This is a genomic window from Paenibacillus sp. YSY-4.3 (genome assembly GCF_054767475.1).
Map to the genome: position 1 here is coordinate 61,697 of NZ_BAABMC010000006.1, position 24,626 is coordinate 86,322.

The window sequence follows — 24,626 nt, forward strand, 5'->3', positions numbered from 1 at the left end:
TGTTATTCTAACAGTTGCTAGGGCCAGGGTCGGCGCCTAACGATTGCTATTGCCGTTAATTCGCGGATTTTTCACTTTTTGAGAATCTAACGGTTGTATATGCGGTTATTCTAACGATTTTATTATGCTGCGACGTATTTCTGCACAAATAACGTGGATTATAACCGCAAGAACATCGAAGTGCTCATTTTCGACTGATTAGCGGTTGTGGCAACCGTTAGAAAATCTCGGTTCTACGAGGCATTTCCAAAGAGGCTGGTTAAGACCGGAATCTCCCTTCGCAATCCGATTCTTCATATACGAGATGCAATCGCTGCAACAGCCTGTTGGCAGTTGGTTGAAAACAACAATTAAAGCCACCAATTATGTTGAGGTAACAAACAAATATTTACTGGGAAGTTTCGTGAAAACCAACTTTTCATCTGCGTCCTCATAACAAGATTAGGTAAGCACCCTGCAATCATTGAGATTGCTGTAATAGGAACTCCTATGTCAGATGATGGTGAAGAGGTCACTGCGGTGGTCGTACTAAAAAAACAATTCTCACTTACCCTGGATGATATAAAACACTTCTGCCGCCAGCACATAGCCGAATACAAGATGCCTACTCGCTTGGAGACCGTCGAAACCCTTGCTAGAACATCCGTAGGCAAAATAGACAAACAGGCGATTAAAAAACAGTTCTGGCTTGGGAGGTCACGCATGATAAACTGAAATGGCAAGCTGTTGACAGATAAGCCCAAAGAAGGCCGCGCAGACCGCCACTCGGTAACCTGCTTGCCGCATAATTCTCTCGATTCTTTGTGCCTACTCTATTGACAGAGGTATACTTGCTCTCTAGTGTAGAATGTGGAAATACGTTCCATTTAATCTTATTTTAGGATCTATCAATCAAAATGGAAAATGGTATGGTTCGCCGTACACCTTCATGTCCTTATGCATATTCGGCTCAATTTAAAATTCAGAGAGGAGCAACGCCATCTTGGATCAAAATATGAAACAAGCGATAGCCAGGGGAGAAACCTCGCTTGGCATCGAATTTGGATCCACACGAATCAAGGCTGTACTGATTGATTATAAATTTGAAACAATCGGTTCCAGCAGCTATGAGTGGGAAAATCAATTGATCGACGGTTATTGGACCTACGATCTCAATGAAGTGATTAACGGGTTGCAAGAAACCTATCGCCAATTAAAGCAAGAGGTTGAGAATAATTATGGCGTAACATTGCAAAAAATCGGATCAATCGGATGTTCTGCCATGATGCAGGGCTATATTGCTCTTGATCAAGCAGGGGAGCTATTGGTTCCGTTCCGTACATGGCGCAATGCCATAACGGGTACTGCTGCATCGGAGCTAACCGAGAAATTCCAGTTTAAGATTCCAGAGCGCTGGAGCATCGCACATTTGTATCAAGCGATTTTGAACGATGAAGAGCATGTCGCCAACATAGATTATATTACGACCTTATCGGGTTACGTTCATTGGGTGTTGACGGGCAGCAAGGCTCTTGGTTTGGGGGATGCCTCCGGTATGTTCCCAATCGATGAATCTGCGCAGCAATATAATGAAGATATGATGAAGAAGTTTGACGATTTAATTGCCGATAAGGGCTACCCGTGGAGTCTTAAAAATATTTTGCCTAAAGTTTATACTGCAGGCGAACATACTGGATATCTCCATGAAGCTGGTGCCCGACTATTAGATCCATCAGGCAGCCTACTAGCAGGTATTCCGCTATGTCCTCCAGAAGGTGATGCCGGGACAGGCATGGTCGCTACGAATAGTGTCAAGAAGCGTACCGGCAACATTTCCGTAGGAACGTCGATTTTTGCCATGTTTGTACTGGAAAAGGATTTGTCCAAGGTGTACCCTGAGATTGACATCGTGGCTACACCTGATGGCAGCCCTGTCGGCATGGTTCTTGCTAACAACTGCTCCAGCGATATTAATGCATGGCTCGGCTTGTTCCGTGAATTCTCTGAAGCAATGGGGCTGAAGCCCGATATGAACCAATTATTCAGCGTCCTGTTCCATAAAGCGTTGGAAGCAGACGCTGATGGCGGCGGCTTGCTGAGCTATGGCTACTATTCAGGCGAGAACATTACCGGGCTTGCCAAAGGTCGTCCGCTGTTCGTGCGTTCTCCAGAAAGCCGCTTCAATCTGGCGAATTTTATGAGGGTACATCTGTTTACCGCGTTTGCTGCACTAAGGCTGGGGATGGATATTTTGACACAGAAGGAGCATGTAACGATTGACCGTATTTTGGCGCATGGCGGATTGTTCAAAACACCACTAGTCGGTCAAAAAATATGTGCCGCAGCACTGAATGTTCCTGTTTCGGTCATGTCTACGGCTGGTGAGGGCGGCGCATGGGGGATGGCCATATTGGCATCCTATATGGTTAATAAGGAGCAGCACGAGGGCTTGGCTGATTATCTTGCCACTAAAGTGTTCAAGGGTGCAGAAGGACAAGAGGTTTATCCTGACAGCGCAGATGTAAATGGCTTTGCCTTGTTTATGGAGCGTTACACGGAAGGGCTGGCAATTGAGCAGGCAGCGGTAGATCATTTTGTAGAAAATTGGAAGAAATGAGACCGGTGGGGAGTGGCTTTCGGGCTGCTCCCTTTTGCTGAATCCGGTGGCCGAGCAAAGCAATAACCCCAGGAATGCGGCAGCATTCCTGGGGTTATTTAATGAAGTGGCTATGACTCTATTTGAAGATACGCTGAGAGAATTGATAGAGCCCGCTGCTCCACACTTTACCTTCATGCCCGCCGACATCCAGATACCACATGTGGGGAATATTCATGGAGTTCAAGCTGTTATGAAAGTTTTGACTTACCCACAGTAGATTGTCCGACGCGCCGCAAGACAGCCATAGCAGGTTTAGTTTACTGGCCGTCTGGGACGGGTTGGTGATGAGCTGCGACGCCGACTTTGTATTAGGTGCGGATGAAAATGCGCCAATCCAGGAGAATTTGTCCAAATGCTTTAACCCGAAGTTCAGCGATTGTCCGCCGCCCATCGACAGACCAGCCAAAGCTCGATGCTGAGCATTGGCATATACCGGAAAATGAGTGTCAATGTAAGGGACGAGGTCGTTGATCAGATCAAACTCGAAGGTTTCGAAGGCAGCTACCTTGTCTGGTGCAAAAATATCGCCGATTGGACGATCATCCTTCATGGCGCGGCCGTTCGGGAAAACAACAATCATCGGCTCCAGCTTGTTGTCGGCGTACAGGTTGTCTAAAATATTTCTAGGGTTCATCTGATTGAGCCATTCATATTGATCCCCGCCAATGCCGTGCAGCAAGTAGAGGACATTATAGGTTTTCGACGTTGTATAGCCCGGAGGAGTATAAACCATTGCATTCCGTGTTTTGCCAACTGTTGTAGAATAATAGGAAATTTGCTGCACATTTCCGCGAGGAATATTATGACGGTAAGCGTCGTATCCCTGGGGTGCCGGAATTATGGTTCCACCGGGAGAGGCGGCAGCACCGATTGTATTTTGCGTTGGAGACTGGGCATAGGACATCGATGGGACGAGCAGCGCAATGAGCACAACGAGAGTAAAAAGTTTTTTCATTTCACTTGTCCTCCTTGTTTTTAGATGTTCTGGCCTTGCACATTGGAGTGAGTTATGAATGCTTCAGTTCTGTTACTCTCTTAGCAGCTAATCTCCTTACTACTATTGAAATGTAACTCCTCTCAAAAACTGTGGCGGCTCCCCCTTTCGAGACCAGCGCCAATGCTTCAGGAAGCAAGTCTCGCATGGTTATAATGTAAGCGCTCTTATTATGATTTTACTATATTTAGCAAATCATGTAAATATTTATAATTTCTTCTCTCTATCAGGACCAAACGAGGATACCCGGTGAATCCCCACTTTTTCGAAGCAGGTGGCTTGAGCCTGCTGACTCTGCGGGCATGGAAAAATGCCGCTGGAAGCCCCTTCGCTCCGAGCGGCAAGGTTGCCGGGGTACACCTGTATCCCGGCGTAAGCTGTCACTCCCCGGCCGTGGCAACGGGATTATCCGGATACGAAATCCAATCGCTCCAGCTCCCCGCATACAACCGAACATTGGAATACCCAAGCGAGTGAAGCGCCACGATGTTCGGACAAGCACTAACGCCGGAGCCGCAATAGACGATAACCTCGCGACCGGCATCCAGAGCATCGATCACTTCGGATAAACCGGCTCGGCGCTGTTCTACAGACGTCCATTTTCCATCAGCGTCCAGGTTGTTCTTCCAGAAAGCGTTGACCGCGCTGGGGATATGTCCTGCCTTGGCGTCGATCGGCTCGGTCTGTCCAAGATACCGGGGCGCTTCGCGGGAATCGACCAATAGAACATCAGGACTGCCGATCGCACTGCGGACATCCTCCATATCGGCGATCAATTCATCACGTACCGCAGGCTGGAAGGACGAAGGGATAACAACTGGTTGATCGGCAGTTACGGGATAGCCGTCTTGTTGCCATGCCGCGAATCCCTCATCCATAACATACACCTGATCATGGCCGAGCCAGCGTAGCAGCATCCAGAGCCTGGAGGCGTTCAGTCCTCCCTGGTCGTCATAAGCAACGACGACACTGTCGTTGTTGATGCCGGCCCGGCCGAGGCGCTTCGCGAGAATGTCCGGGTCTGGCAGCGGATGCCGGCCCCCATGTTCGCCAATGGGAGCGGAAAGGTCGCTCTCCAAATCGAGGTAGATTGCGCCGGGGATATGGGACTCGGCGTAAGCTGTCCTGCCGGCCTCTGGCGCTCCGAGTTGAAACCGGCAATCGACGATGACCATATTAGGCTCGTACATGCGGGCGAGAAGCCATTTTTTAGATACGAGTGGGTTTGACATAGTATTGCGCTCCCTTCAAACGATTTATTTTCTCAACTCAAAGAACTGGCAGTTGCTGCGGTTATGATAAGCAAGATCGCTGACGCTGGATTGCGTAATCACGGTATCTTCGGTGAGGCGGATAATGATCGACCCCGATTCGACGAGGTGGCTGTCGCGAAAGACGCGGATACGGAGCCCTTGCTCCAGGGCCATTTGCAAATCATGCTCAGTAATAAGACGTCTAACCGTTGGCATACGGATTCCAACCTCCTTCAAGCAGAGTGATCTGCTCATTCACTTTTACATATTTCTTTTGACTTCTCTATTGTAGAGACAACAGCCCAGCCATGACAAGCGACTACTCCATATATTATAGAAAAGTATAAGGAGGAAGGGGTATGGGAAGGGCAAGATGGCGGGGAAGAAGCGGAGGCTGCGAGTGTGGATGCGGGTGCAGATGCGCCAGTTTCAACAAATCCAAGGTTAATGCGAGCGTATTGCAAAAGACAGCGGCCAGCATGCTGCCATTCTATAGCGCCGTCGCGACAAACAAAAAGTTTGCGACCCTATGGAGCAGGGCGGTCGTCACGGCGAACTTGAAATTGATGAAAAGGCTGCTCGCCTCGGCAGCCCCGCACGCGGCCAGGCAGGGCCTTGGAACGAACGGAATCGGCTATTTTGTAGATTTTAGCTTCCCAAAACTGGTGTATACGAACGGCACGACAATTCCGCCGGGAACCGTGCAATTCGTGTTCGATCCGAAGGTCCATCAGGCGATAGCCCGGGCCATGCTGCCGTTATACCGCAGACTTGCCTGCGACAGAACCTTTGCTTGCAAGCTGGCCATCGCGATTCGGCGCGGCAATCGACGGCTCGTGAATCTGCTTGTGCGCAGCAGGGTGCATACGGCGGCTTTGAAGGCGGTCAAAATAGAGGATGAGGGTATCGCCTTATCCTTCAAATATCCGTTCAGCAAATTCAAGTATCGGAACTTGTTATTTCGCGATAGATTTTTTAAGCGGAGAAGGCGATGAAGGAGAGTTACAAGGAAATTAGCCGAAGAGTGAGAGCGAAGCACTAGAGTAGAACCCTTATCTAAAAAAAAGAGCGCATGCAGAAGCATGCGCCTTATTTTTTCTATAACGGAGGATTGCGGTGACATTTCCGGCATACCGGATAATACGATTCATTGCCGCCGATCTGGATTTGCTCTCCCGTATAAACAGGTTTCCCGTTCTCGACGCGCAGGTTCATTGTGGCTTTGCGCTCGCAGAACCAGCAGATCGTCTTCATTTCTTCTATTTTATCCGCATAAATAAGCATGAGCCTGCTGCCCTCGAACAGCTGATTCTGGAAATCGTTCTTGAGGCCGAAGCCCATCACCGGGACATTTAACTCATCCACGATACGGACAAGCTGTTCGATGCTGTTCTTGTTCAAAAATTGGCACTCGTCCACGAGCACGCAATAGGGCCGCGGTTCCTGATGGCTGACCATGCTGAAGATGTCGGTATCGTCCTTGATCGGGATCGCTGGCTTGCGCAGGCCAATGCGTGAGGAAATATAGCCTGCCTCGTCCCGGTTATCGAGCGCCGAAGTGAAGATCATCACCGGTTTGCTCTGTTCCTCGTAATTATGGGCCACCTTCAGAATCTCGATCGATTTGCCGCTGTTCATCGCCCCGTACTTAAAAAATAGCTGTGCCATCACTGCGCTCCTTCTCTTGTTGGATCATGCCGTTAATTATATCGCGGGCACGTCCCATCGCACAATGAGTCCGGCATGAGTCAGGCCGCTGCCGAAGCCATAAATGAGCAGCCGGTCACCGGTCTTCAATTGGCCGGCGTCGATTCCCGCCTGCAGGGCGAGCGGGATGGAGGCAGATGAGGTGTTGCCCATAAGCTGCACGCTTTGCAATGTTTTGCCCAAAGGGATATTCGCTTTCTCGCAGATCGATTCGACCATGCGCAAATTGGCACTATGCGGGATGAACCAATCGATTTCCTCCCGGCTTAGGTCAGCCTGCCCCAGCAGTTCCTCAATGCCGGCGGTTACGGTGCGTACGGCCCATTTGAACACTTCTTGCCCGTTCTGGACTATCCTTCCACGGCCTTCCAAAGGCTGGCCGTTCATCGTCTCAGAAAGTCCGGAACGATATACGCTGATTCCCCCGCTTCCCTGCGTCCCCATGACGACGGCTTCAAAGCTGCCAGAATCCGCATCATCGCGCTCAACGAGAACTGCTCCTGCGCCGTCGCCAAACAGGATACACGTGCTGCGATCCGTGTAATCCGTAATTTTGCTCATGGTCTCGCCTGCGACGACCAGCACCTTCTGATGCAGTCCTGCCGTAATCAGGGCATTGGCGAAATGAAGAGCATAGGAGAAGCCAGCGCATGTTGCATTCAAGTCGACCGCTCCAGTACTGGCCATTCCGAAATGCTCCTGAATTCGGCACGCTACGCTGGGAAAAGAGTAATCGGGCGTCGTCGTGGCCACGAGAATCAGATCGACGTCATCCAATGTTTTGTTGTAAGTATCGCGCAGCTTCTCGACAGCCCGAATACATAGGTGCGAGGTGAATTCATGATCAGCGGTAATGTGCCGTTTCTGAATTCCTGTCCGCTGGACGATCCACTCGTCGCTTGTCTCGACCATTTTCTCGAGATCTTCATTCGTTAAAATTTTCTCTGGAACATAGGTGCCGATGGCGGTAATCCGTGATTTGGATACAAGCGTCAAAACAATCACTCCTTCATATGCGAAATAGTTTTGTGAAAAAAACAAGCTGTTATACCTTTTATGAAAATCTGGAATGTAGTCTGGTGCTATTATCAGGTATTAGTACCTGGTTATAATATATATGACTTTAGCTCCGTTGTATAGCTTTTCTGTAAATTTATACAGGCCAACTAACCGCGCCTCTCATTCACGAATCGGTTGATCCGTTTCAAATTGTCAATCGTCATTTTCTCGTTATTGCACATTCTTTTCGATATTGAACATTGAGGGCCAGGGACGTCTCCGATACATTGATGGAGTAACAGCGCGGCAGGGTCAAGTCCTGTCAGGGTTAATTTTTCGTAAGGATGTGATGGCGCAGGTGGCAGCTCGTACACAAGTCAAGGCGGCAGATACAAATTCCCTTTGGAGACACGTTAAGAAGGAATGGAAGCTGTATTCATTCCTAGTCGTACCCGTAATCTACTTCATCATCTTCAAGTATGCGCCGATGGTCGGAAACATTATTGCTTTCCGGAAGTATAGAGGAGGTCCCAATATCTTTGGATCAGAATGGGTTGGGTTCACATACTTCGGGATGTTTATGAAGGATCAGACGTTCTGGAGAGCCTTCTTCAACGATCTAAACTTAAGTGTGAGCTATCTCGTGGTCAAATTCCCCATTACCTTAATATTTGCGCTGCTGTTGAACGAACTGCGGAGAATCAAGTGGAAGAAGTTTGTGCAGACGGTATCGTACCTGCCCCATTTTATATCCATGGTCATCGTGGCGGGAACGGTGAAAGAAATGCTTTCCTTAACGGGACCAATCAACAATTTATTAGCCTCGCTCGGCATAGGCAAAATCTCATTTATTTCATTGCCGCAATGGTTTCCGGCGATTTACGTTACTTCCGGCGTCTGGCAAAGTCTAGGCTGGGGAACGATTCTGTATTTGGCGGCGATGACCGGCATCAATACGGCACTCTATGAAGCCGCGAAGATCGATGGCGCCAGCCGGTTGCGACTGGCGATGCATGTGACGATTCCCGGCATTCTGCCCACGGTCATGGTGCTCTTAATTTTGGATATCGGCAGCATCCTGGGATCGAATTTCGAGAAAATCCTGCTCTTGTACAATCCTCTAACTTATGAAACGGCAGACGTTATTTCTACATACGTTTACCGGATGGGTATCACTGGCGGCAACTTTAGTTATGCGACGGCGGTAGGGCTGTTCGAAGGTATCATTGGACTGATTTTGGTGACGATTGCGAACACCGCATCAAAGAAGACGACGAAAGCCGGTTTGTGGTAGAAAGGAGCGATTCAGTGAAGAGGACTTCATCTTTTAGCACTTTTAATATTGTAAACGGTTTAATTATGATTCTGGTCGTCTTATTTACCTTATACCCGTTTGTATATCTGGTGGCGCAGTCCTTCAGCTCGGAAGCTGCTATCTATGCCGGCAAGGTAACTATCTTTCCCGTGGAATTTACGACTAAGACTTACGAAGTCATATTGAGCAAACCTGACTTCTTCCGTTATTACGGGAATACGATTGTTTATTCCGTGGCAGGCACGTTTATCGCGGTGGCCGCAACGGCGGTTATGGCCTATCCGCTTTCAAAGGATAAGCTGCGCCTCAATAAGTTTTTTATCCCCTTCGTGCTGTTTACGATGTACTTCGGCGGCGGACTCATTCCGAACTACATTCTGATTGCAAAGGCATTAGGCATGAGAGATACGATTTGGGCCATCATTATCCCGGGTGCGATTAGCGCATTCAATGTCATCTTGATGAAGACCTTCTTCGCCAGCTTGCCGCAAGAATTGGAAGAAGCGGGGCGCGTCGATGGTCTGGGTGTGTTCGGGATTTTTACAAGAATTATTGTTCCTTTATCGAAGCCGATCCTCGTAACGATTATGTTGTTCGTCATGGTTGGCATGTGGAACAACTGGTTCGGACCTTCCCTTTATTTACAGTCGAAAGAGAAATGGCCCGTGGCTCTGTATTTGAAACAAATTATCGATAACGCGGTCAGTCCCACCGAAATCGGGGCCGCGTCCGATCAGACCAGCCAAATCGCAGCAAGCGTCAAATCGGCGGCTATGGTACTTACTGCGCTGCCTATTATATGCATCTATCCTTTTATCCAAAAGTATTTCGTGCAAGGGATGATGATCGGGGCCGTCAAGGGTTAATTGATATAATCGGAGAGGCTGCAGCTGTTTCCGTTATATAAATATAAAGCTCGAACCAAAAAAGGGAGGCAGAACGATGAGATTCAGTAAATCATTGGCAATGATAATGCTGACGTTATTGCTCGTGTTGACAGCGGCATGCACGTCGGGGTCGGGGAACAAAGGCTCCTCACCCGCTCCATCGGATGCAGCAAATCCAAAGGATCCAGCAGCTGCTGAAGCGGCGGACTACACCTTTGGGGAAGACCAGACGTTCCATTCCAATGAACCGGTAATCTATTCGATGATGTACAGTGATCATGAGAATTATCCTTATAAAAAAGACTGGAGACTCTGGAGCGCCATTCAAGAAAAAACGAACGTGACCTTTGATTTGTCTATTACAGCCCGAACAGAATACGAAAATCAAAAGTCGTTGCTAGTTAACAGCGGCGATGCGCCTTACATTATTCCCAAGACATATGATGAGTCCGCATTTGTGGCAACGGGGCAAATTGTGGCTGTCAGTGACTGGGTACAGTACATGCCGAATTATATGAAAGCCGTGAAAGATTGGGGCATGGAAGAGGATTTAAAAGCGAAGCTGAAGGAAGACGGTAAATATTACGTTCTCCCGGGCATGTGGGAGATCGCTGGCGGCGGTTATTCCTACATTATACGCAAGGATGTGTTTGAAGCGGCAGGCGTGGACGTTGAGGGCCAGCAAGGGGATTGGACCTATGAGGACTTCTACTCAGCGATGAAGAAAGTCAAAGATCATACCGGTGCAAAATACGTCATCTCGGATCAGTTCAAGGGTGAATCTGCTTTGAACATAACCGCCGTTCAATACGGTGTCACCGGAGGATGGGGACTGTCCAACGGTCTGGTTTTCGACCATGATAAGCAGCAGTTTTTATTTGCCGACGCGTCGGAAGATTTCAAAGACTATTTGGGCTATTTCAATAAGCTGATTACAGAAGGCATTATGGATCCCGAATCCTTCACGCAAGAAGATGAAGCAGCAAGGGCCAAGTTCTTCAAAGGCGATACGTATGTAATCAGCGGAATTTATCAGGTGCTGGCGGATTTCAAGAGCAAAATGCAAGTTCCGGATAGCGAGCTGTACATGATCACACAGCCTGGCGGACCAAAAGGGAAGCTTCAGGTCGAGAGCTCGCGTTTGGAGAACGGGGTTATGATCAGCAAGAACGCGCTCGATGAATTGGGAGAAGAAGGGTTTATTAAGATGCTGCGGTTCATCGACTGGTTCTGGTATTCCAACGAAGGTCAGATGCTCAGTTTGTGGGGCGTAGAGGGCGAGACGTATACCCTTGATGCCGATGGAAACGTCGTGCTTCATCCGGATATTTATTACAATGGAATCAATGAAGGAGCGTCGAAGCAGCTGAACGTCGATTTTGGCTTTGCCGGAGGGATGTTCGCATATGGGGGCTCTGAAAAGCTGAGAATGTCCAAGATGACCGACGGAGAGAAGGACTTTGTGAACCGGATCCAGGCGACGCGAGTGCCGCGCAAGCTGGCGCCGCCGATCATGGCCACGCCGGAGGAAACCGAGCAGATGCAATTGATCTCAACGCCGCTGATGGATTTCGTCAAGACGATGACCTTAAAATTCATTATCGGTCAGGAGAGCTTTGATCATTGGAGCAAGTATACGGCTCAGGTTGAAGCGAATGGCAGCACGCGGTATACGGACATGGCGAATGAGGTTTTCCAGAAGACGAAGAGCTTGTTAGGTTATTAAATTGTTAGCTTAATGATTTCGTCCCCTACTCCTGCGGATGTTATAATGAACTCTGAAAGGAGTGCATCAGTGAACTCATGAAAACATTAGTATTGGCGGAAAAGCCGTCCGTAGCGCGGGAAATCGCGCGAGTGATGGGCTGCCGCGATAAGCATAAGAGCCATTTGGAAGGACCTAAATACGTTGTGACCTGGGCGCTTGGTCATCTGGTCGGATTAGCCGAGCCGGAGGACTATGACGCGAAATTTCGAACTTGGGCCTTGGAAGATCTGCCGATTTTGCCTGACAAAATGAAGCTGAAGGTGCTGCGGGAGAGCAGCCATCAGTACAAGGCGGTACAGCAGCTGATGAGAAGGCAGGATATCAATTCCCTGATCATTGCGACGGATGCTGCGCGCGAGGGAGAATTGCTCGCCAGATGGATCATGGACATGGCGAAATGGAATAAGCCGTTTCAGCGGCTGTGGATTTCTTCGCAGACAGATAAGGCGATTAAGGAGGGCTTTGCGTCGCTTAAGCCGGGAAATCAATACGATCGGCTGTATCACTCGGCAAGATGCCGGGCGGAAGCGGACTGGATGATCGGGCTGAACGTGACCCGGGCGCTTACCACCAAATTCGGATCACCGTTATCCGCGGGACGGGTCCAGACACCGACGCTGGGCATGATTATGCAGCGGGAGAGGGAAATTCTGTCCTTCCGCTCGGAGGAATACAGCACGCTGCGCGTTGACCTGGGCTCGTTCGAGGCGGTATGGCGTGGCGCGAATAACGACTCGCGGATTTTTGATCCGGAGAAGGTGAAGCAGCTTCAAGGGAAGCTCGATGGCCGCAGCGGTAAAATCGTGAAGCTGAAGAAGAGCGAGAAGAACGTTCCGCACCCTCTGGCTTATGATTTGACGGAGCTGCAGCGGGATGCGAACCGTCTGCTCGGGTTTTCCGCCAAGCAGACGTCCAATGTACTGCAGCGGCTGTACGAGCAGCATAAGCTCGTGACCTACCCGCGAACGGACTCGCGTTATTTGACGTCCGATATGCAGGATACGCTCAAGGAGAGATTGACGAGCGTGGCTATCGGCCCATACGCTCCGCTGGCAAGAGCGCTGCTGCGCAAACCGCTTCCTTTGAGTAAACGGATCATCGATGACAGCAAGGTCACCGATCATCACGCGATCATTCCGACGGAGCAGACGGTGCTGTTGAATACGCTCACCACAGAGGAACGTAGGTTATACGATCTGATCGTCCGGCGGTTTATTAGTCTGTTCTATCCGGCGGCCCGCTTCGACCAAGTTGCCGTTACTTTGGATGTGGCCGGGGAGACTCTGCACGCCAAAGGCACGACGATGAAGGATAGCGGCTGGCGCGCTGTGTACGACGGGCAGGCGGTCGACGAAGACGATGAGGACGAGGATTCGCTTGAAGGCAGCGGTGCCTTGCTTCCAGAGCTGAAGGAAGGCGAGAGCGTAACCGTGAAGCGCTGCCGCATTCAGGGCGGCCGCACGCTGCCGCCGAAGCGGTACAGCGAAGCGGCTTTGCTGACGCAAATGGAGAAGCACGGTCTAGGCACGCCGGCGACCCGCGCCGATATTATCGAGAAGCTGGTCAGCTCGGATACGATCGAGCGGCAGGGCAACCTGCTGCATCCGACCGGCAAAGGCAAGCAGTTGATCGAGCTGGCTCCGAGCGATCTGCGCTCGCCGGATCTGACAGCGAAATGGGAGGCTGAGCTGGAGCGAATCGCTCGCGGGCAGGGTAAGCCAGGGCCGTTCCTGGAAGGAATCCGGGACATGGCTCAGGGGCTCGTGTCCGGTGTGAAGAAAAGCGAAGCGACCTACAAGCCGCATAACGTATCCAACAGCCATTGCCCGGATTGCGGAACCCGTCTCCTGGAGAAAAAGACGGGGCGCGGGCTGATGCTCGTCTGCCCAAGCGAGGATTGTGGCTATCGCCGTTCCGGCGAGAAACGCCTGTCGAACCGCCGTTGTCCGCAGTGCCATAAAAAAATGGAGATGAAGGAAGGCAAGGCGGGCCGGTACGTGCAATGTCTGCCTTGCGGCATTACGGAAACAATGAGCAATAACGATCCTAAACGCATGAACAAGCGGGAGGAGAAAAGGCTCGTAAGCCAATATACGCAGAAGCAGGAATCCATCGGCTCCAACTTGGGAGAATTATTGAAGGCGGCCATGGAGAACAAGGACAAGTAAAATAAGAGTTCGCATAAAATAGGGGCATGCTCGGAAACCTATGAATAGGAGGTGATGAGCATGCCCCATCACAAATCAACCAAGATTAGAGATCGGCAGAATAAATCCAGCATTATGGAAGAAACGATAGAGCCGAAGACGGAGAAGCAGGCCAAGAAGCCGCCCAGCTTGAACGAAGTTCCGAAGATGTAAAGCTGATGAGAAGCGGATTGTCTCGTGAAAACGCGATGCATTTTTCAATCGAAGCAGTTTCCTAATTAAGCAGAGGCAGCTTAAGCCTAAGCCGGGCTCCCGTTGAGGGAGCCTTTTGAATTTATTCGGTTAGAGTTATAATAGAGCTAAGGGAAACAAATTGCCAAAGTCGGACGAAGATGGGGGCGGTAAGCATGAAATCCGGGCTGCTGCTCTGGTTTCTAATCATTAATATAGTATCGTACCTGGTGATGGCCGACGATAAACGCCGTGCCCGTCAGAGGCGCGATCGGATTCCTGAGCGGACATTGTTTCTCTTGGCAGCCATCGGGGGTTCGCTCGGTGTGCTGACGGCCATGAACGTGAAGCGGCACAAAACGAAGCATGCCAGCTTCCTGGTCGGGATTCCGCTGTTGCTATTGTTGAATGCGGTACTGCTGGGTTATTTTTTGTTCTAATGGTTATTTAATTTAAGTAGAGTTTTATTGTGCACGTTCACGCTTCACTTGTATTCATAAAATAGACAAGGAGAGGTGCTGACTTATGTTATTTAACAAAATTGTTGCAGCTTATGATGGTTCAAAGGCAGCTACTAAGGCGCTGGATAAAGCGATTGAACTGGTAAAATTATCGCCGGATGCTAGTCTTGAAGTAGTGCATGTTTTTGACTTTCCGCGTTTCTACGTTGCAGAGGGATACGCCCCTGTACCGGCTTCGGTGAACCAGGATTTCTATGATCTGGCGGAGAAGACGGCAGAGGAAGCAAGAAGCCGCTTGCAAGCTGCAGGCGTGAGAGGCAACGTCGAACTGATCCAGGGAGCGCCGGCAGAAGTTATTCTGGACTACGCGAAGAAACACAATAACGACGTCATTATTATCGGCAGCCGCGGCCTCGGAGGAATCCGCGAGTTCGTGCTTGGCAGCGTCAGCCATAACGTTGTTCAGCATGCCCGGGTGCCTGTGCTGGTAGTTAAATAAGTATACATGGAGAGTGTCCTTAGAGTTTAGGGGCACTCTTTTTGTTTTAGCTAACTTTGGAGGGGCAGGAAGAGCGTTGTGATGTCTAGGTGGTGGGCTGATCGGCATGATGCAGCTTGTATGGCGTTCTGGGAACAGTGCGCTGGTGGGAGTAAGTTAGAGTCTTGTTACTTTGAAGCTCGATTAGTTGATGCTTTGATGCTTAGTGGAATATGGAATATGGAATATTAGTGGATAAAAGGCTTGCAGTTTGCCCGGCTTGCTCGGTGCTAACGGACACAGAAGGCGCTATTTGGAAAAAATGCAGGGATTTGCGGGATTAACGGACACAGGAGACGCTATATGGTTAAAAAGCTCAAGTTTTGTATGGGTTTTCGGTTAATAAGGTCCCCTGTGTCCGTAAGCAAGTTTATTTTGGTCAAAATGGGCAAATAGCGGATCTCTTGTCCGTCAGCGATGTTCAAAGGGGCTTAATACGCGAATCCCGGAACGTGATGATCAAAGTGGGACAAGCAAACCCGTCTATTCGCCAACCCAACTTGCTGAGTAACCAAAAAAACGAACATTCCCTTTATTGAGTTTATTAATGTTCGGGTTTGAGTTGACATGAGCTATCCCGGGTTGTTACACTGATAGAGGACGGCGGGAACCCGCCAATATGTTTTGAACTCGTATAAACCCGGGGATATGGCCCGGAAGTCTCTACCTGAAAACCGTAAATTTTCGGACTACGAGCGGATACATCTTTTTTCGTTTGATTGCAGAATGTTATGGCTGATCAGTCCCCTGATTCGGATATTTACGTGGTCGCGCCGAAATTACATTCATTCTGTCATCAGACACTTACAGTACCGCAGGCGGCTGGGTTATCTATATAACAACGTATAGAGCAAGCTGTTTGTAAATCTGTAATGAGATGTGTTCTCTCTGGTCCGGGAATCTGAAAATACTCGTTATTTCCAGAATGCTCCGGACTTTTTTGATGGGCTTGGCCGGAGCAATCAAATACTTAGATTAAGAGGAGTGGGTTGAGGCATGTCAGCACAGGCACAGGTGGCAGTGATCATGGGCAGCACGTCAGATTGGGAGACGATGTCCCATGCTTGCGCCGTTTTGGAGGAGCTTCAAGTACCTTATGAGAAGCAGGTGGTATCCGCGCACCGCACGCCGGATTTGATGTTTGAGTTTGCGGAGCAAGCGGCAGACCGCGGGCTAAAGGTCATTATCGCCGGTGCTGGAGGAGCCGCGCATTTGCCGGGCATGGTCGCGTCGAAGACGGTGCTTCCCGTGATTGGCGTGCCGGTGAAATCGGCGGCCTTGAACGGACTCGACTCCTTGCTCTCCATCGTGCAAATGCCGGGCGGAATTCCGGTGGCGACGGTGGCTATCGGCAAGGCTGGCGCGATTAACGCCGGACTGCTGGCGGCGCAAATGATCGGAGCATTCGATCCTGAAGTGGCGTCCCGAGTGCAGGAGCGCCGCGATCGGATTCGCGAAGAAGTGCTGGCTAGCTCAGCCGATCTGGGGGAGATCAAGTAAATGAATCAATCCTCTATATATAAAGTGATCCCGCCAGGATCGACGATCGGCGTGCTTGGCGGCGGACAGCTTGGGCGGATGATGACGCTGGCCGGAACGAACCTCGGCTATCGGTTCGTTACCCTCGATCCGACGCCGTCATCGCCATGCGGCCAGGTGGCCGAGCAAATCGTTGCAGGGTACGACGATCAGGAGGCGGCGAAGAAGCTGGCCGAGCGCTCGGATGTAATCACGTACGAATTCGAGAATGTGGACGCCGGGGTGGCGGCGCTGCTTGAGGAGCTGTCGCATGTGCCGCAAGGCAGCAGGCTGCTCTATACGACGCAGCATCGCCTGCGCGAGAAGCGGGCCGTTGAAGCGGCGGGAGCTACGGTGGCTCCCTACGCGGAGATCGGCAGCGAGCAGGAGCTGCGCGAGGCCGTTGCACGGCTGGGCATTCCCAGCGTGCTGAAGACGGCGACGGGCGGATACGACGGCAAAGGGCAGTGGGTGATCCGCTCGGAAGCGGAGATTGGCCCTGCTTATGCTGAGCTAAGCAAAGCGGGCACCGAGCTCGTGCTGGAGCAATTCATTCCCTTTGTGAAGGAAGTGTCCGTCATTGCGGCCCGCAGCCCGCGCGGCGAAATCCGAACGTTCCCGGTTGCCGAGAACATTCATGTCGATAATATTCTGCATGCATCCATCGTGCCGGCGAGAATCGATCAGGAAGTACAGCGTGAAGCGGAACGGCTAGCTTCGCAGATTGCGGAATCGATGGAAGCCGTCGGCCTCCTCGCCGTCGAGATGTTCCTGACCGGGGACGGACGGATCTACGTGAATGAACTTGCGCCGCGTCCGCATAATTCGGGGCATTATACAATGGAGGCCTGCACGACGTCGCAATTCGAGCAGCATGTCCGGGCGGTTTGCAATTTGCCGCTTGGCGAGGCGAAGCTGCTCACGCCGGTCGTCATGGTGAACGTGCTCGGCGAGCATGTCGAAGCCGTAACGGAAGCCGTGGCGACGGGACGATGGGGCGAGGTTGAAGCAGGCAGCACCGCAGCGGCGAACGTTGTGCCGAAGGTGCATTTGTACGGCAAGGCCGGATCGGCCGCCAAACGCAAAATGGGACATGTTAACGTGCTGTGCAGCGATGTTCAGGACGCGGTTGATTTTATACAGCAAACTACAATTTGGAGGAATCAACTCATATGATCGAACGTTACAGCAGACCCGAAATGAGAGCGATCTGGACTGAGGAGAACAAGTTCAAAGCGTGGCTGGAAGTGGAAATCTGCGCGTGCGAGGCTTGGGCTGAACTTGGGATTATCCCGAAAGAGGACGTAGCGCTGCTTCGCCGGAATGCATCCTTCGATATGGACCGCATCTACGAAATCGAGCAGGAAACCCGCCATGATGTGATCGCGTTTACCCGTGCCGTATCGGAAAGCCTGGGAGCGGAGCGCAAATGGGTGCATTACGGCCTGACCTCCACGGACGTCGTCGATACCGCTCTAGGTTATCTGCTGAAACAAGCGAATGAGATTCTGGAACAAGACATTGTGAACTTCATCCAAATTTTGCGCGACAAAGCCATCGCCTACAAGGACACGCCGATGATGGGCCGTACCCATGGCGTGCACGCGGAGCCGACGACGTTCGGCCTGAAGATGGCTTTGTGGCACGAGGAAATGAAACGGAACCTGGAGCGGTTCCGCCGGGCAGCGGACGGCGTCCAGTTCGGCAAAATCTCCGGTGCTGTCGGCACCTACGCGAACATCGACCCGTTCGTCGAGGAATATGTCTGCACGAAGCTGGGCACGAAGCCGGCTCCGATCTCGACGCAGACGCTGCAGCGTGACCGCCATGCCGAATACATGGCGACCCTGGCGCTGATCGCGACATCGCTCGATAAATTCGCAACCGAAATCCGCGCCCTGCAGAAGAGCGAGTTCCGGGAAGTCGAGGAAGCCTTCGCCAAAGGCCAAAAAGGCTCCTCGGCCATGCCGCATAAGCGCAACCCGATCGGCAGCGAGAATATTTCCGGCTTGTCCCGCGTCATTCGCGGACATATGGTGTCCGCTTACGAGAACGTGACGCTGTGGCATGAGCGCGACATCTCGCATTCCTCGGTCGAACGCGTTATTCTGCCGGATGCGACGATGCTGCTCAACTACATGCTGAACCGCTTCGGCAACATCGTGAAGAACCTGACGGTCTTCCCGGAGAACATGAAGCGCAACATGAGCCGCACGTTCGGCGTTCCGTTCTCCGGGCGCGTCATGACGAAGCTGATCGACAAGGGCTTCAGCCGCGAGCAGGCTTACGATACGGTTCAGCCCCGGGCGATGCAGGCCTGGGAGACGCAGCGCCAGTTCCGCGAGCTGATCGAGGAGACGCCGGAAATTACGGGCGTCCTAAGCAAAGAAGATATCGAGGATGCCTTTAATCCTTCCTGGCATTTGAAGCATGTAGACACGATTTTCCGCAAGCTCGGATTGTCTGAATAACTACGAAGCGGGAGGGGGCTGAAACAATGGCATCACATGCAATTTCAACCGCAGTGGATCTGGTGAATGCGCCGCTGCTGTATAAAGGCAAAGTCCGCGAGCTGTACGATTTGGGAGAGCACTACCTGATCGTGGTGACGGACCGCATTTCCGCTTTCGACTACGTGCTCGAGCCGGCCGTGCCGGACAAGGGCAATGTGCTCAATCGCTTAAGCGCTCACTGGTTCTCGTTGACCAGCGGATTGATTGACAATCATGTCATCCATACCGACATTGAGCGTCTTGGCGAGGTGATCAACCTAGAGTACAGGCACCTCTTGAAGGATCGGATTATGGTCGCTCGTAGAGCGGAGCGCATTTCCATCGAATGTGTCGTGCGCGGTTACGTAACGGGCAGCGGCTGGCGGCAGTATGAAGCGACCGGCGAGATCAACGGCACGAAGCTGCCGGGAGGTCTGCGGAAGAACGCCAAGCTGCCAGAACCGATTTTTACGCCAGCGGCGAAAAACGACGTCGGCCATGATGAGGATATTTCCTTTGAACGGATGGCGGAGCTGGTCGGTGCGGACTTGGCGGAGCAGCTGCGTAACCGGAGTCTCGAATTGTACGAGTTCGCACGGCGGCATTGCGATGAGCGGGGGATCATCCTCGCGGACTGCAAGCTGGAATTCGGCTCCGTGGACGGCGAACTCATCCTGATAGACGAAATGTTCACCCCGGATGCCGCGCGCTTTTGGGCCAAGGAAAATTACGCGCTCGATACGGATATCGACAGCATGGATAAAGAGCCCGTGCGGACTTATTTGGCCGGTTCCGGCTGGGGCAAGAACAGCAAACCGGCGCCATTGCCCCCTTTCGTCGTTGAAGAGACGGCCCGGCGATACCTTGACATATATGCCCGACTGACGGGCGAACGGTTATCTTGAAGCATTTTTAACGAGAGTAAAGCAGCAATGCTTTTACTATATATAGCAACACTAGCAATACTAGCAACACTAGCAGCACCATAACAATGATCATTCATTATTATTTTTTAGGAGGAACACGAGGAATATGATTAAAGCGTCCGTTTATGTCACCATCAAGCAAAGCGTACTTGATCCGCAGGGGGTTGCCGTACAAGGTGCACTGCATTCCATGGGATTTGCAGAGGTTGAAAGTGTCCGCATCGGTAAATATCTGGAGCTGCAGCTCGATACCAATGATCGCAACGAGGCGGAAGCCCGTGTCAAAGAAATGTGCGAGAAGTTGCTGGCCAATACGGTCGTTGAAGATTACCGCTTTGAATTGGAGGGCTAATCCATGAAATTCGCAGTACTCGTATTTCCCGGTTCCAACTGTGACATCGACTGCTACAAAGCCGTTGAAGACGCGTTAGGCGAGCCAGTCGATTATGTGTGGCACACAGCCACAGATCTTTCCGCTTATGATTGCATCCTAGTTCCGGGCGGATTCTCTTACGGCGACTATCTGCGCTGCGGAGCGATCGCGAGATTTGCTCCGGTGATGGCCGAAGTCGCCAAAGCCGCCGAACAAGGCAAATATATTCTTGGCATCTGCAACGGATTCCAGATTCTGACCGAGGCGGGGCTGCTGCCAGGCACGCTGCGCCGCAACACGTCGCTGAAATTCCGCTGCCACGATACTGTGCTTCGCGTAGAGAACAACGATAATCCATTCACGACCCAATACCAGAAGGGCGAAGAGATTCATATTCCGATCGCTCATGGCGAAGGGAACTACTACTGCGATGAAGAGACGCTCGCGCAGCTTAAAGCGAACAATCAAATTATTTTCACATATGTGAACAATCCGAACGGCTCCCTAGACGATATCGCCGGTGTCTCCAATGAGCGCGGCAACGTCGTCGGCATGATGCCGCACCCTGAGCGTGCGGTGGACAGCCTGCTGGGGTCTGAAGACGGCAAACGTATGTTTACATCGATATTAAAGGCTTGGAGGGATCGGCATGAGTCAGCAAGTGTCCGCTAAGGAACCGAATGCAGAGCAAATCGCTGAACAGCAAATTTACAAACAAATGGGCGTGTCCGACAGTGAGTACGAGCTGATCTGCGGATTTCTAGGGCGTAAACCGAACTACACGGAAATCGGCGTATTCAGCGTCATGTGGTCCGAGCACTGTGCCTATAAAAATTCCAAACCGCTGCTTCGCAGATTCCCGACCGACGGACCGCGCGTCCTGATGGGGCCAGGCGAAGGCGCCGGCATCGTGGATATTGGCGACAACCAGGCGGTCGTCTTCAAAATCGAAAGCCATAATCACCCTTCCGCGGTTGAGCCTTACCAAGGCGCGGCGACAGGCGTGGGCGGCATTATCCGTGATATTTTCTCGATGGGTGCAAGACCGGTGGCACTTCTGAACTCCCTGCGTTTCGGCAAGCTGGAGAGCGATCGCGTGAAATACTTGTTCGAGCATGTCGTTTCCGGTATCGCAGGCTACGGCAACTGCATCGGCATTCCGACCGTCGGCGGCGAAGTGGTATTCGATGAAGCTTATGAAGGTAACCCGCTCGTTAACGCGATGTGCGTAGGCCTGATCGATCATGACAAAATCCAGCGCGGCGTAGCAAAAGGCGTAGGCAACCCGGTATTCTATGTGGGGCCTCCGACAGGCCGCGACGGCATCCACGGGGCAACCTTCGCATCCGAGGAGCTGACGGAGGAGTCCGAATCGAAGCGGACGGCGGTACAGGTCGGCGATCCATTTATGGAGAAGCTTGTCATGGAAGCTTGTCTCGAGCTGATCGATTCCGGCATTGTCCTTGGTATCCAAGATATGGGCGCGGCAGGACTGACTTGCTCAAGCGCGGAGATGGCAAGTAAGGCTGGGAACGGTCTAGAGCTGTATCTGGATGAGGTTCCTCAGCGCGAAGAAGGCATGACGGCTTATGAAATGATGCTCTCCGAATCCCAAGAACGCATGCTGTTTGTCGTCGAGCCGAAGGATGAAGCTCAGGCGATGGAAATTTTCGAGCGTTGGGGCGTTATCTGTGCCAAAGTCGGTAAAGTGACCGACGACGGACGCCTCAAACTGATCCACAAAGGGGAAGTCGTTGGCGACATGCCGGTAACGGCTCTCGTTGACGAATGTCCAATCTATAACAAGCCATCCGCAGTACCGGCTTATTATGAAGAAAACGCGAATGTAGATACGCAGCGCTATGACGAAGTTACGGATTTGAACGGTGCGCTGGACAAAGTATTGTCCTCCCCTTCCGTAGCGAGCAAAGCGTGGGTATATAACCAATACGATTACATGGTTCGCACTAGTACGGCGGTTCAGCCAGGCTCCGACGCGGCGGTCGTGACGATTCGCGGTACGCGCAAAGGGCTGGCAATGACGACGGATTGTAACGGACGGTTCGTTTACCTGGATCCGGAAGTCGGCGGACGCATCGCAGTCAGCGAAGCGGCGCGCAACGTCGTTTGCTCGGGCGCCGAGCCGCTGGCGATTACGGACAACCTGAACTTCGGAAGCCCGGAGAAGCCGGATATTTTCTGGCAGATGGAAAAAGCGGTTGACGGTATGGCTGAAGCCTGCCGCGTGCTGAATGCGCCGGTAATCGGCGGTAACGTCAGCTTGTACAACGAGAATGCTAAAGGCGCGATTTACCCGACGCCTGTAGTCGGCATGGTCGGTCTCGTGCATGATACGGATCACATTACGACGCAAGGCTTCAAAGCCGAGGGCGATGTCGTATTCCTGCTCGGCGAGACTTTCGCTGAACTGGGCGGCAGCGAGTTCCAGGCGGTAGTTCATGGTGTGACGGAAGGACGTCCGCCGGCGCTGGATCTGAATGTGGAGAAAAAGTTGCTGGACGGCGTGCTGGCCGCGATTCAGAAAGGCCTTGTACAATCGGCTCACGACTTGTCCGAAGGCGGTTTGGCCGTAGCTTTGGCTGAATCCAGCATCAGTGGCGGCCTTGGCGCGAAAGTCGATTTTGCGACAGACCTTCGTTCTGACTTTGCTCTATTCAGCGAATCGCAATCCCGCATCCTGTTGTCGGCAACGCCGGACAAGGCTGCTGAGCTCGAGCAATTGATCGCGTCCTATGGCGTTCCGGTTCAAAAGATCGGTCAAGTCACAGGCGACAAACTGGAGATTTCTGTGAATGCCCGCTCCGTGCTGGCTAGACCAGTAAGCGAGCTGAAGCAGGTCTGGGAGGATGTAATTCCATGTCTGATGCAATAATACCGCAAGGGCTTTGGACAGGAGACTATTATAATCAAGGAACAGGCAAGAGCGATATTTTTGACACATTAAAAGAGGAATGCGGCGTTTTCGGGGTGTTCGGTCACCCCGAAGCCGCCTCTTTGTCCTATTACGGGCTGCATGCGCTGCAGCACCGGGGGGAAGAGAGCGCGGGAATTTGCGTCACGAACGGCGATGAGTTCAATTACCATCGCGGCATGGGACTGGTGAAGGAAGTGTTCGACCGGGACCTGCTCGCTTCGCTGCATGGCAGCCGTTCCATCGGCCATGTCCGCTATTCCACGAATGGCGACAGCAGCCTGATGAACGCACAGCCGCTCATTTTCAAATACCGGGACGGGGACCTCGCGGTAGCCACGAACGGCAACATCGTCAATGCTCCGCAAATCCGTCATCAGTTGGAGCAGAGCGGTTCCATCTTCCAGACGACGAGCGATACCGAAGTGATCGCGCATCTAATCGCCCGCTCGCCGAAGGATTTCGTCGAAGCGGCAAGAGATGCGCTCGCACAATTAGTCGGAGGATTTGCGTTCATGCTGCTGACGAACGATAAAATGATCATCGCCAGCGATCCGCACGGGCTTCGCCCGCTGACGATGGGCCGTCTCGGCGACGCCTATCTGTTCTCTTCCGAGACTTGCGCGTTCGAGGTGGTTGGGGCGGAGTCGATCCGCGATATTTTACCGGGTGAAATGCTGGTGCTGGATGCGGAAGGCGTGCATGAGGATCGTTATGCAGAGCCTCAGCGCAAGGCGTTATGCGCCATGGAGTATATCTACTTCTCCCGTCCGGACAGCGACATGAACGGCTCCAATATGCATGCGGCCCGCAAACGGATGGGTCAGGTCATGGCCCAGGAATCGTTCGTCGATGCAGACGTCGTTACTGGCGTGCCGGATTCCAGTATTTCCGCGGCCATTGGTTATGCCGAGCAGACGGGTATTCCTTACGAGCTTGGTTTGATCAAAAATAAATATACGGGACGCACCTTCATTCAGCCGAGCCAGGAGCTGCGCGAGCAGGGCGTGAAGATGAAGCTAAGCGCTGTGCGCCGGGTCGTCGAAGGCAAGCGCGTCGTTATGATCGACGATTCGATCGTCCGCGGAACGACATCGCGCCGCATCGTCAATCTGCTGCGCGAAGCCGGAGCGACGGAGGTGCATGTGCGGATTACCTCGCCGCCGTTCAAGAACCCCTGTTTCTACGGCATCGATACGCCGAGCCGGGCCGAACTGATCGCTTCCTCGAAATCCATTGAAGAAATCCGTAAGGAAATCAATGCGGACTCGCTGGAATTTTTAAGCGCCGAAGGATTGATCAGCGCGGTGGAAGGGGATAACGCGAAAGATTATAAAGGCGGCCTGTGCATGGCCTGCTTCGATAATGATTACCCGACGCGGAAGGATTTTGCGGGGGAAGAGAAGTCCGGCTGCAGCTGTTAAGCTAATGTGATTAAATTAATATG

23 protein-coding genes and 1 riboswitch are annotated in these 24,626 nt (G+C 52.0%); of the genes, 18 read left to right on the forward strand and 5 right to left on the reverse strand.

Annotated features, from left to right (window positions below; translation table 11 throughout):
* The first annotated feature begins 432 nt into the window (after positions 1-432).
* Both ACYUJT_RS18520 and ACYUJT_RS18525 read left to right on the forward strand, forming a co-directional pair.
* Positions 433-714 (forward strand): AMP-binding enzyme, encoded by a 282-nt coding sequence (locus tag ACYUJT_RS18520; protein WP_460325394.1) that lies wholly within the window; start codon positions 433-435, stop codon positions 712-714.
* A gap of 268 nt (positions 715-982) precedes the next feature.
* Complete coding sequence (locus tag ACYUJT_RS18525) at positions 983-2,596, forward strand: xylulokinase (protein ID WP_460324969.1); 1,614 nt, start codon at positions 983-985, stop codon at positions 2,594-2,596.
* A gap of 118 nt (positions 2,597-2,714) precedes the next feature.
* Here ACYUJT_RS18525 and ACYUJT_RS18530 read toward each other — a convergent pair whose 3' ends face one another.
* The 3 genes from ACYUJT_RS18530 to ACYUJT_RS18540 form a co-directional block, all read right to left on the reverse strand.
* Positions 2,715-3,593 carry an alpha/beta hydrolase gene (locus tag ACYUJT_RS18530; protein ID WP_460324971.1) on the reverse strand — a complete coding sequence of 293 codons (879 nt, stop codon included), beginning with the start codon at positions 3,591-3,593 and terminating at the stop codon, positions 2,715-2,717.
* A gap of 419 nt (positions 3,594-4,012) precedes the next feature.
* Positions 4,013-4,864, reverse strand: coding sequence for a sulfurtransferase (locus ACYUJT_RS18535; protein WP_460324973.1), 852 nt, complete (start codon positions 4,862-4,864; stop codon positions 4,013-4,015).
* A gap of 24 nt (positions 4,865-4,888) precedes the next feature.
* Positions 4,889-5,101, reverse strand: coding sequence for a hypothetical protein (locus ACYUJT_RS18540; RefSeq protein WP_460324975.1), 213 nt, complete (start codon positions 5,099-5,101; stop codon positions 4,889-4,891).
* Between the two features lie 143 nt (positions 5,102-5,244).
* Between ACYUJT_RS18540 and ACYUJT_RS18545 the strand changes: the two genes are divergently transcribed.
* Positions 5,245-5,880, forward strand: coding sequence for a hypothetical protein (locus ACYUJT_RS18545; protein WP_460324977.1), 636 nt, complete (start codon positions 5,245-5,247; stop codon positions 5,878-5,880).
* A gap of 103 nt (positions 5,881-5,983) precedes the next feature.
* Here the strand turns inward: ACYUJT_RS18545 and ACYUJT_RS18550 are convergent, their stop codons facing one another.
* Entirely contained in the window at positions 5,984-6,553 is a 570-nt protein-coding gene (locus tag ACYUJT_RS18550; RefSeq protein ID WP_460324979.1) for a thymidine kinase, read from the reverse strand.
* A gap of 36 nt (positions 6,554-6,589) precedes the next feature.
* Entirely contained in the window at positions 6,590-7,588 is a 999-nt protein-coding gene (locus ACYUJT_RS18555) for a beta-ketoacyl-ACP synthase 3 (protein ID WP_460324981.1), read from the reverse strand.
* Positions 7,589-7,940: 352 nt separating this feature from the next.
* On the opposite strand from ACYUJT_RS18555, the gene ACYUJT_RS18560 reads away from it, so the two are divergent.
* The 15 genes from ACYUJT_RS18560 (at position 7,941) to purF (ending at position 24,603) form a co-directional block, all read left to right on the forward strand.
* On the forward strand, positions 7,941-8,885 hold the full coding sequence (locus tag ACYUJT_RS18560; protein WP_460324983.1) for an ABC transporter permease: 945 nt from the start codon (positions 7,941-7,943) through the stop codon (positions 8,883-8,885).
* A 14-nt stretch (positions 8,886-8,899) separates the two neighbouring features.
* Positions 8,900-9,772: a carbohydrate ABC transporter permease gene (locus tag ACYUJT_RS18565; RefSeq protein ID WP_460324985.1), complete on the forward strand. Its 873-nt coding sequence runs from the start codon at positions 8,900-8,902 to the stop codon at positions 9,770-9,772.
* A 76-nt stretch (positions 9,773-9,848) separates the two neighbouring features.
* Positions 9,849-11,519 carry an ABC transporter substrate-binding protein gene (locus ACYUJT_RS18570; RefSeq protein ID WP_460324987.1) on the forward strand — a complete coding sequence of 557 codons (1,671 nt, stop codon included), beginning with the start codon at positions 9,849-9,851 and terminating at the stop codon, positions 11,517-11,519.
* 77 nt (positions 11,520-11,596) lie between these two features.
* The gene (locus ACYUJT_RS18575; RefSeq protein WP_460324989.1) at positions 11,597-13,729 is read left to right on the forward strand and encodes a DNA topoisomerase III; all 2,133 of its coding nucleotides are present in this window, start codon (positions 11,597-11,599) and stop codon (positions 13,727-13,729) included.
* Positions 13,730-13,789: 60 nt separating this feature from the next.
* Positions 13,790-13,921 carry a hypothetical protein gene (locus ACYUJT_RS18580; RefSeq protein ID WP_460324991.1) on the forward strand — a complete coding sequence of 44 codons (132 nt, stop codon included), beginning with the start codon at positions 13,790-13,792 and terminating at the stop codon, positions 13,919-13,921.
* A gap of 194 nt (positions 13,922-14,115) precedes the next feature.
* Positions 14,116-14,379, forward strand: a complete 264-nt coding sequence (locus ACYUJT_RS18585; protein WP_460324993.1) for a DUF1294 domain-containing protein — start codon at positions 14,116-14,118, stop codon at positions 14,377-14,379.
* Positions 14,380-14,464: 85 nt separating this feature from the next.
* Positions 14,465-14,899, forward strand: coding sequence for a universal stress protein (locus tag ACYUJT_RS18590; RefSeq protein WP_460324995.1), 435 nt, complete (start codon positions 14,465-14,467; stop codon positions 14,897-14,899).
* Positions 14,900-15,548: 649 nt separating this feature from the next.
* Positions 15,549-15,650: riboswitch (purine riboswitch) on the forward strand.
* A gap of 284 nt (positions 15,651-15,934) precedes the next feature.
* Complete coding sequence (gene purE / locus ACYUJT_RS18595) at positions 15,935-16,438, forward strand: 5-(carboxyamino)imidazole ribonucleotide mutase (protein WP_460324997.1); 504 nt, start codon at positions 15,935-15,937, stop codon at positions 16,436-16,438.
* A complete protein-coding gene (purK, locus tag ACYUJT_RS18600) occupies positions 16,439-17,632 on the forward strand; it encodes a 5-(carboxyamino)imidazole ribonucleotide synthase (RefSeq protein WP_460324999.1) in 1,194 nt (397 codons plus the stop codon).
* Positions 17,629-18,927, forward strand: coding sequence for an adenylosuccinate lyase (purB, locus tag ACYUJT_RS18605; RefSeq protein ID WP_460325001.1), 1,299 nt, complete (start codon positions 17,629-17,631; stop codon positions 18,925-18,927). The genes purK and purB overlap by 4 nt, the downstream gene beginning before the upstream one ends.
* A 26-nt stretch (positions 18,928-18,953) precedes the next feature.
* Positions 18,954-19,853, forward strand: a complete 900-nt coding sequence (locus ACYUJT_RS18610; protein ID WP_460325003.1) for a phosphoribosylaminoimidazolesuccinocarboxamide synthase — start codon at positions 18,954-18,956, stop codon at positions 19,851-19,853.
* A 127-nt stretch (positions 19,854-19,980) separates the two neighbouring features.
* Positions 19,981-20,226: a phosphoribosylformylglycinamidine synthase subunit PurS gene (gene purS, locus ACYUJT_RS18615; RefSeq protein WP_055109705.1), complete on the forward strand. Its 246-nt coding sequence runs from the start codon at positions 19,981-19,983 to the stop codon at positions 20,224-20,226.
* Between the two features lie 3 nt (positions 20,227-20,229).
* A complete protein-coding gene (gene purQ / locus ACYUJT_RS18620; protein ID WP_460325006.1) occupies positions 20,230-20,919 on the forward strand; it encodes a phosphoribosylformylglycinamidine synthase subunit PurQ in 690 nt (229 codons plus the stop codon).
* A complete protein-coding gene (gene purL, locus ACYUJT_RS18625) occupies positions 20,897-23,140 on the forward strand; it encodes a phosphoribosylformylglycinamidine synthase subunit PurL (RefSeq protein WP_460325008.1) in 2,244 nt (747 codons plus the stop codon). Before purQ ends, purL begins: the two co-directional genes overlap by 23 nt.
* Positions 23,125-24,603 carry an amidophosphoribosyltransferase gene (purF, locus tag ACYUJT_RS18630; RefSeq protein WP_460325010.1) on the forward strand — a complete coding sequence of 493 codons (1,479 nt, stop codon included), beginning with the start codon at positions 23,125-23,127 and terminating at the stop codon, positions 24,601-24,603. The genes purL and purF overlap by 16 nt, the downstream gene beginning before the upstream one ends.
* Positions 24,604-24,626: the final 23 nt, after the last annotated feature.

Bases quoted from the DNA above. Each gene is read 5' to 3' on its own strand.
- purK (WP_460324999.1), top strand. From the start codon at position 16,439: ATGAATCAATCCTCTATATATAAAGTGATCCCGCCAGGATCGACGATC.
- ACYUJT_RS18530 (WP_460324971.1), bottom strand. From the start codon at position 3,593: ATGAAAAAACTTTTTACTCTCGTTGTGCTCATTGCGCTGCTCGTCCCA.
- purL (WP_460325008.1), top strand. From the start codon at position 20,897: ATGAGTCAGCAAGTGTCCGCTAAGGAACCGAATGCAGAGCAAATCGCT.
- ACYUJT_RS18585 (WP_460324993.1), top strand. From the start codon at position 14,116: ATGAAATCCGGGCTGCTGCTCTGGTTTCTAATCATTAATATAGTATCG.
- ACYUJT_RS18570 (WP_460324987.1), top strand. From the start codon at position 9,849: ATGAGATTCAGTAAATCATTGGCAATGATAATGCTGACGTTATTGCTC.
- ACYUJT_RS18610 (WP_460325003.1), top strand. From the start codon at position 18,954: ATGGCATCACATGCAATTTCAACCGCAGTGGATCTGGTGAATGCGCCG.
- purB (WP_460325001.1), top strand. From the start codon at position 17,629: ATGATCGAACGTTACAGCAGACCCGAAATGAGAGCGATCTGGACTGAG.
- ACYUJT_RS18550 (WP_460324979.1), bottom strand. From the start codon at position 6,553: ATGGCACAGCTATTTTTTAAGTACGGGGCGATGAACAGCGGCAAATCG.
- ACYUJT_RS18580 (WP_460324991.1), top strand. From the start codon at position 13,790: ATGCCCCATCACAAATCAACCAAGATTAGAGATCGGCAGAATAAATCC.
- purQ (WP_460325006.1), top strand. From the start codon at position 20,230: ATGAAATTCGCAGTACTCGTATTTCCCGGTTCCAACTGTGACATCGAC.
- purS (WP_055109705.1), top strand. From the start codon at position 19,981: ATGATTAAAGCGTCCGTTTATGTCACCATCAAGCAAAGCGTACTTGAT.
- ACYUJT_RS18540 (WP_460324975.1), bottom strand. From the start codon at position 5,101: ATGCCAACGGTTAGACGTCTTATTACTGAGCATGATTTGCAAATGGCC.
- ACYUJT_RS18535 (WP_460324973.1), bottom strand. From the start codon at position 4,864: ATGTCAAACCCACTCGTATCTAAAAAATGGCTTCTCGCCCGCATGTAC.
- ACYUJT_RS18590 (WP_460324995.1), top strand. From the start codon at position 14,465: ATGTTATTTAACAAAATTGTTGCAGCTTATGATGGTTCAAAGGCAGCT.
- ACYUJT_RS18545 (WP_460324977.1), top strand. From the start codon at position 5,245: ATGGGAAGGGCAAGATGGCGGGGAAGAAGCGGAGGCTGCGAGTGTGGA.
- purF (WP_460325010.1), top strand. From the start codon at position 23,125: ATGTCTGATGCAATAATACCGCAAGGGCTTTGGACAGGAGACTATTAT.
- ACYUJT_RS18575 (WP_460324989.1), top strand. From the start codon at position 11,597: ATGAAAACATTAGTATTGGCGGAAAAGCCGTCCGTAGCGCGGGAAATC.
- purE (WP_460324997.1), top strand. From the start codon at position 15,935: ATGTCAGCACAGGCACAGGTGGCAGTGATCATGGGCAGCACGTCAGAT.
- ACYUJT_RS18560 (WP_460324983.1), top strand. From the start codon at position 7,941: ATGGCGCAGGTGGCAGCTCGTACACAAGTCAAGGCGGCAGATACAAAT.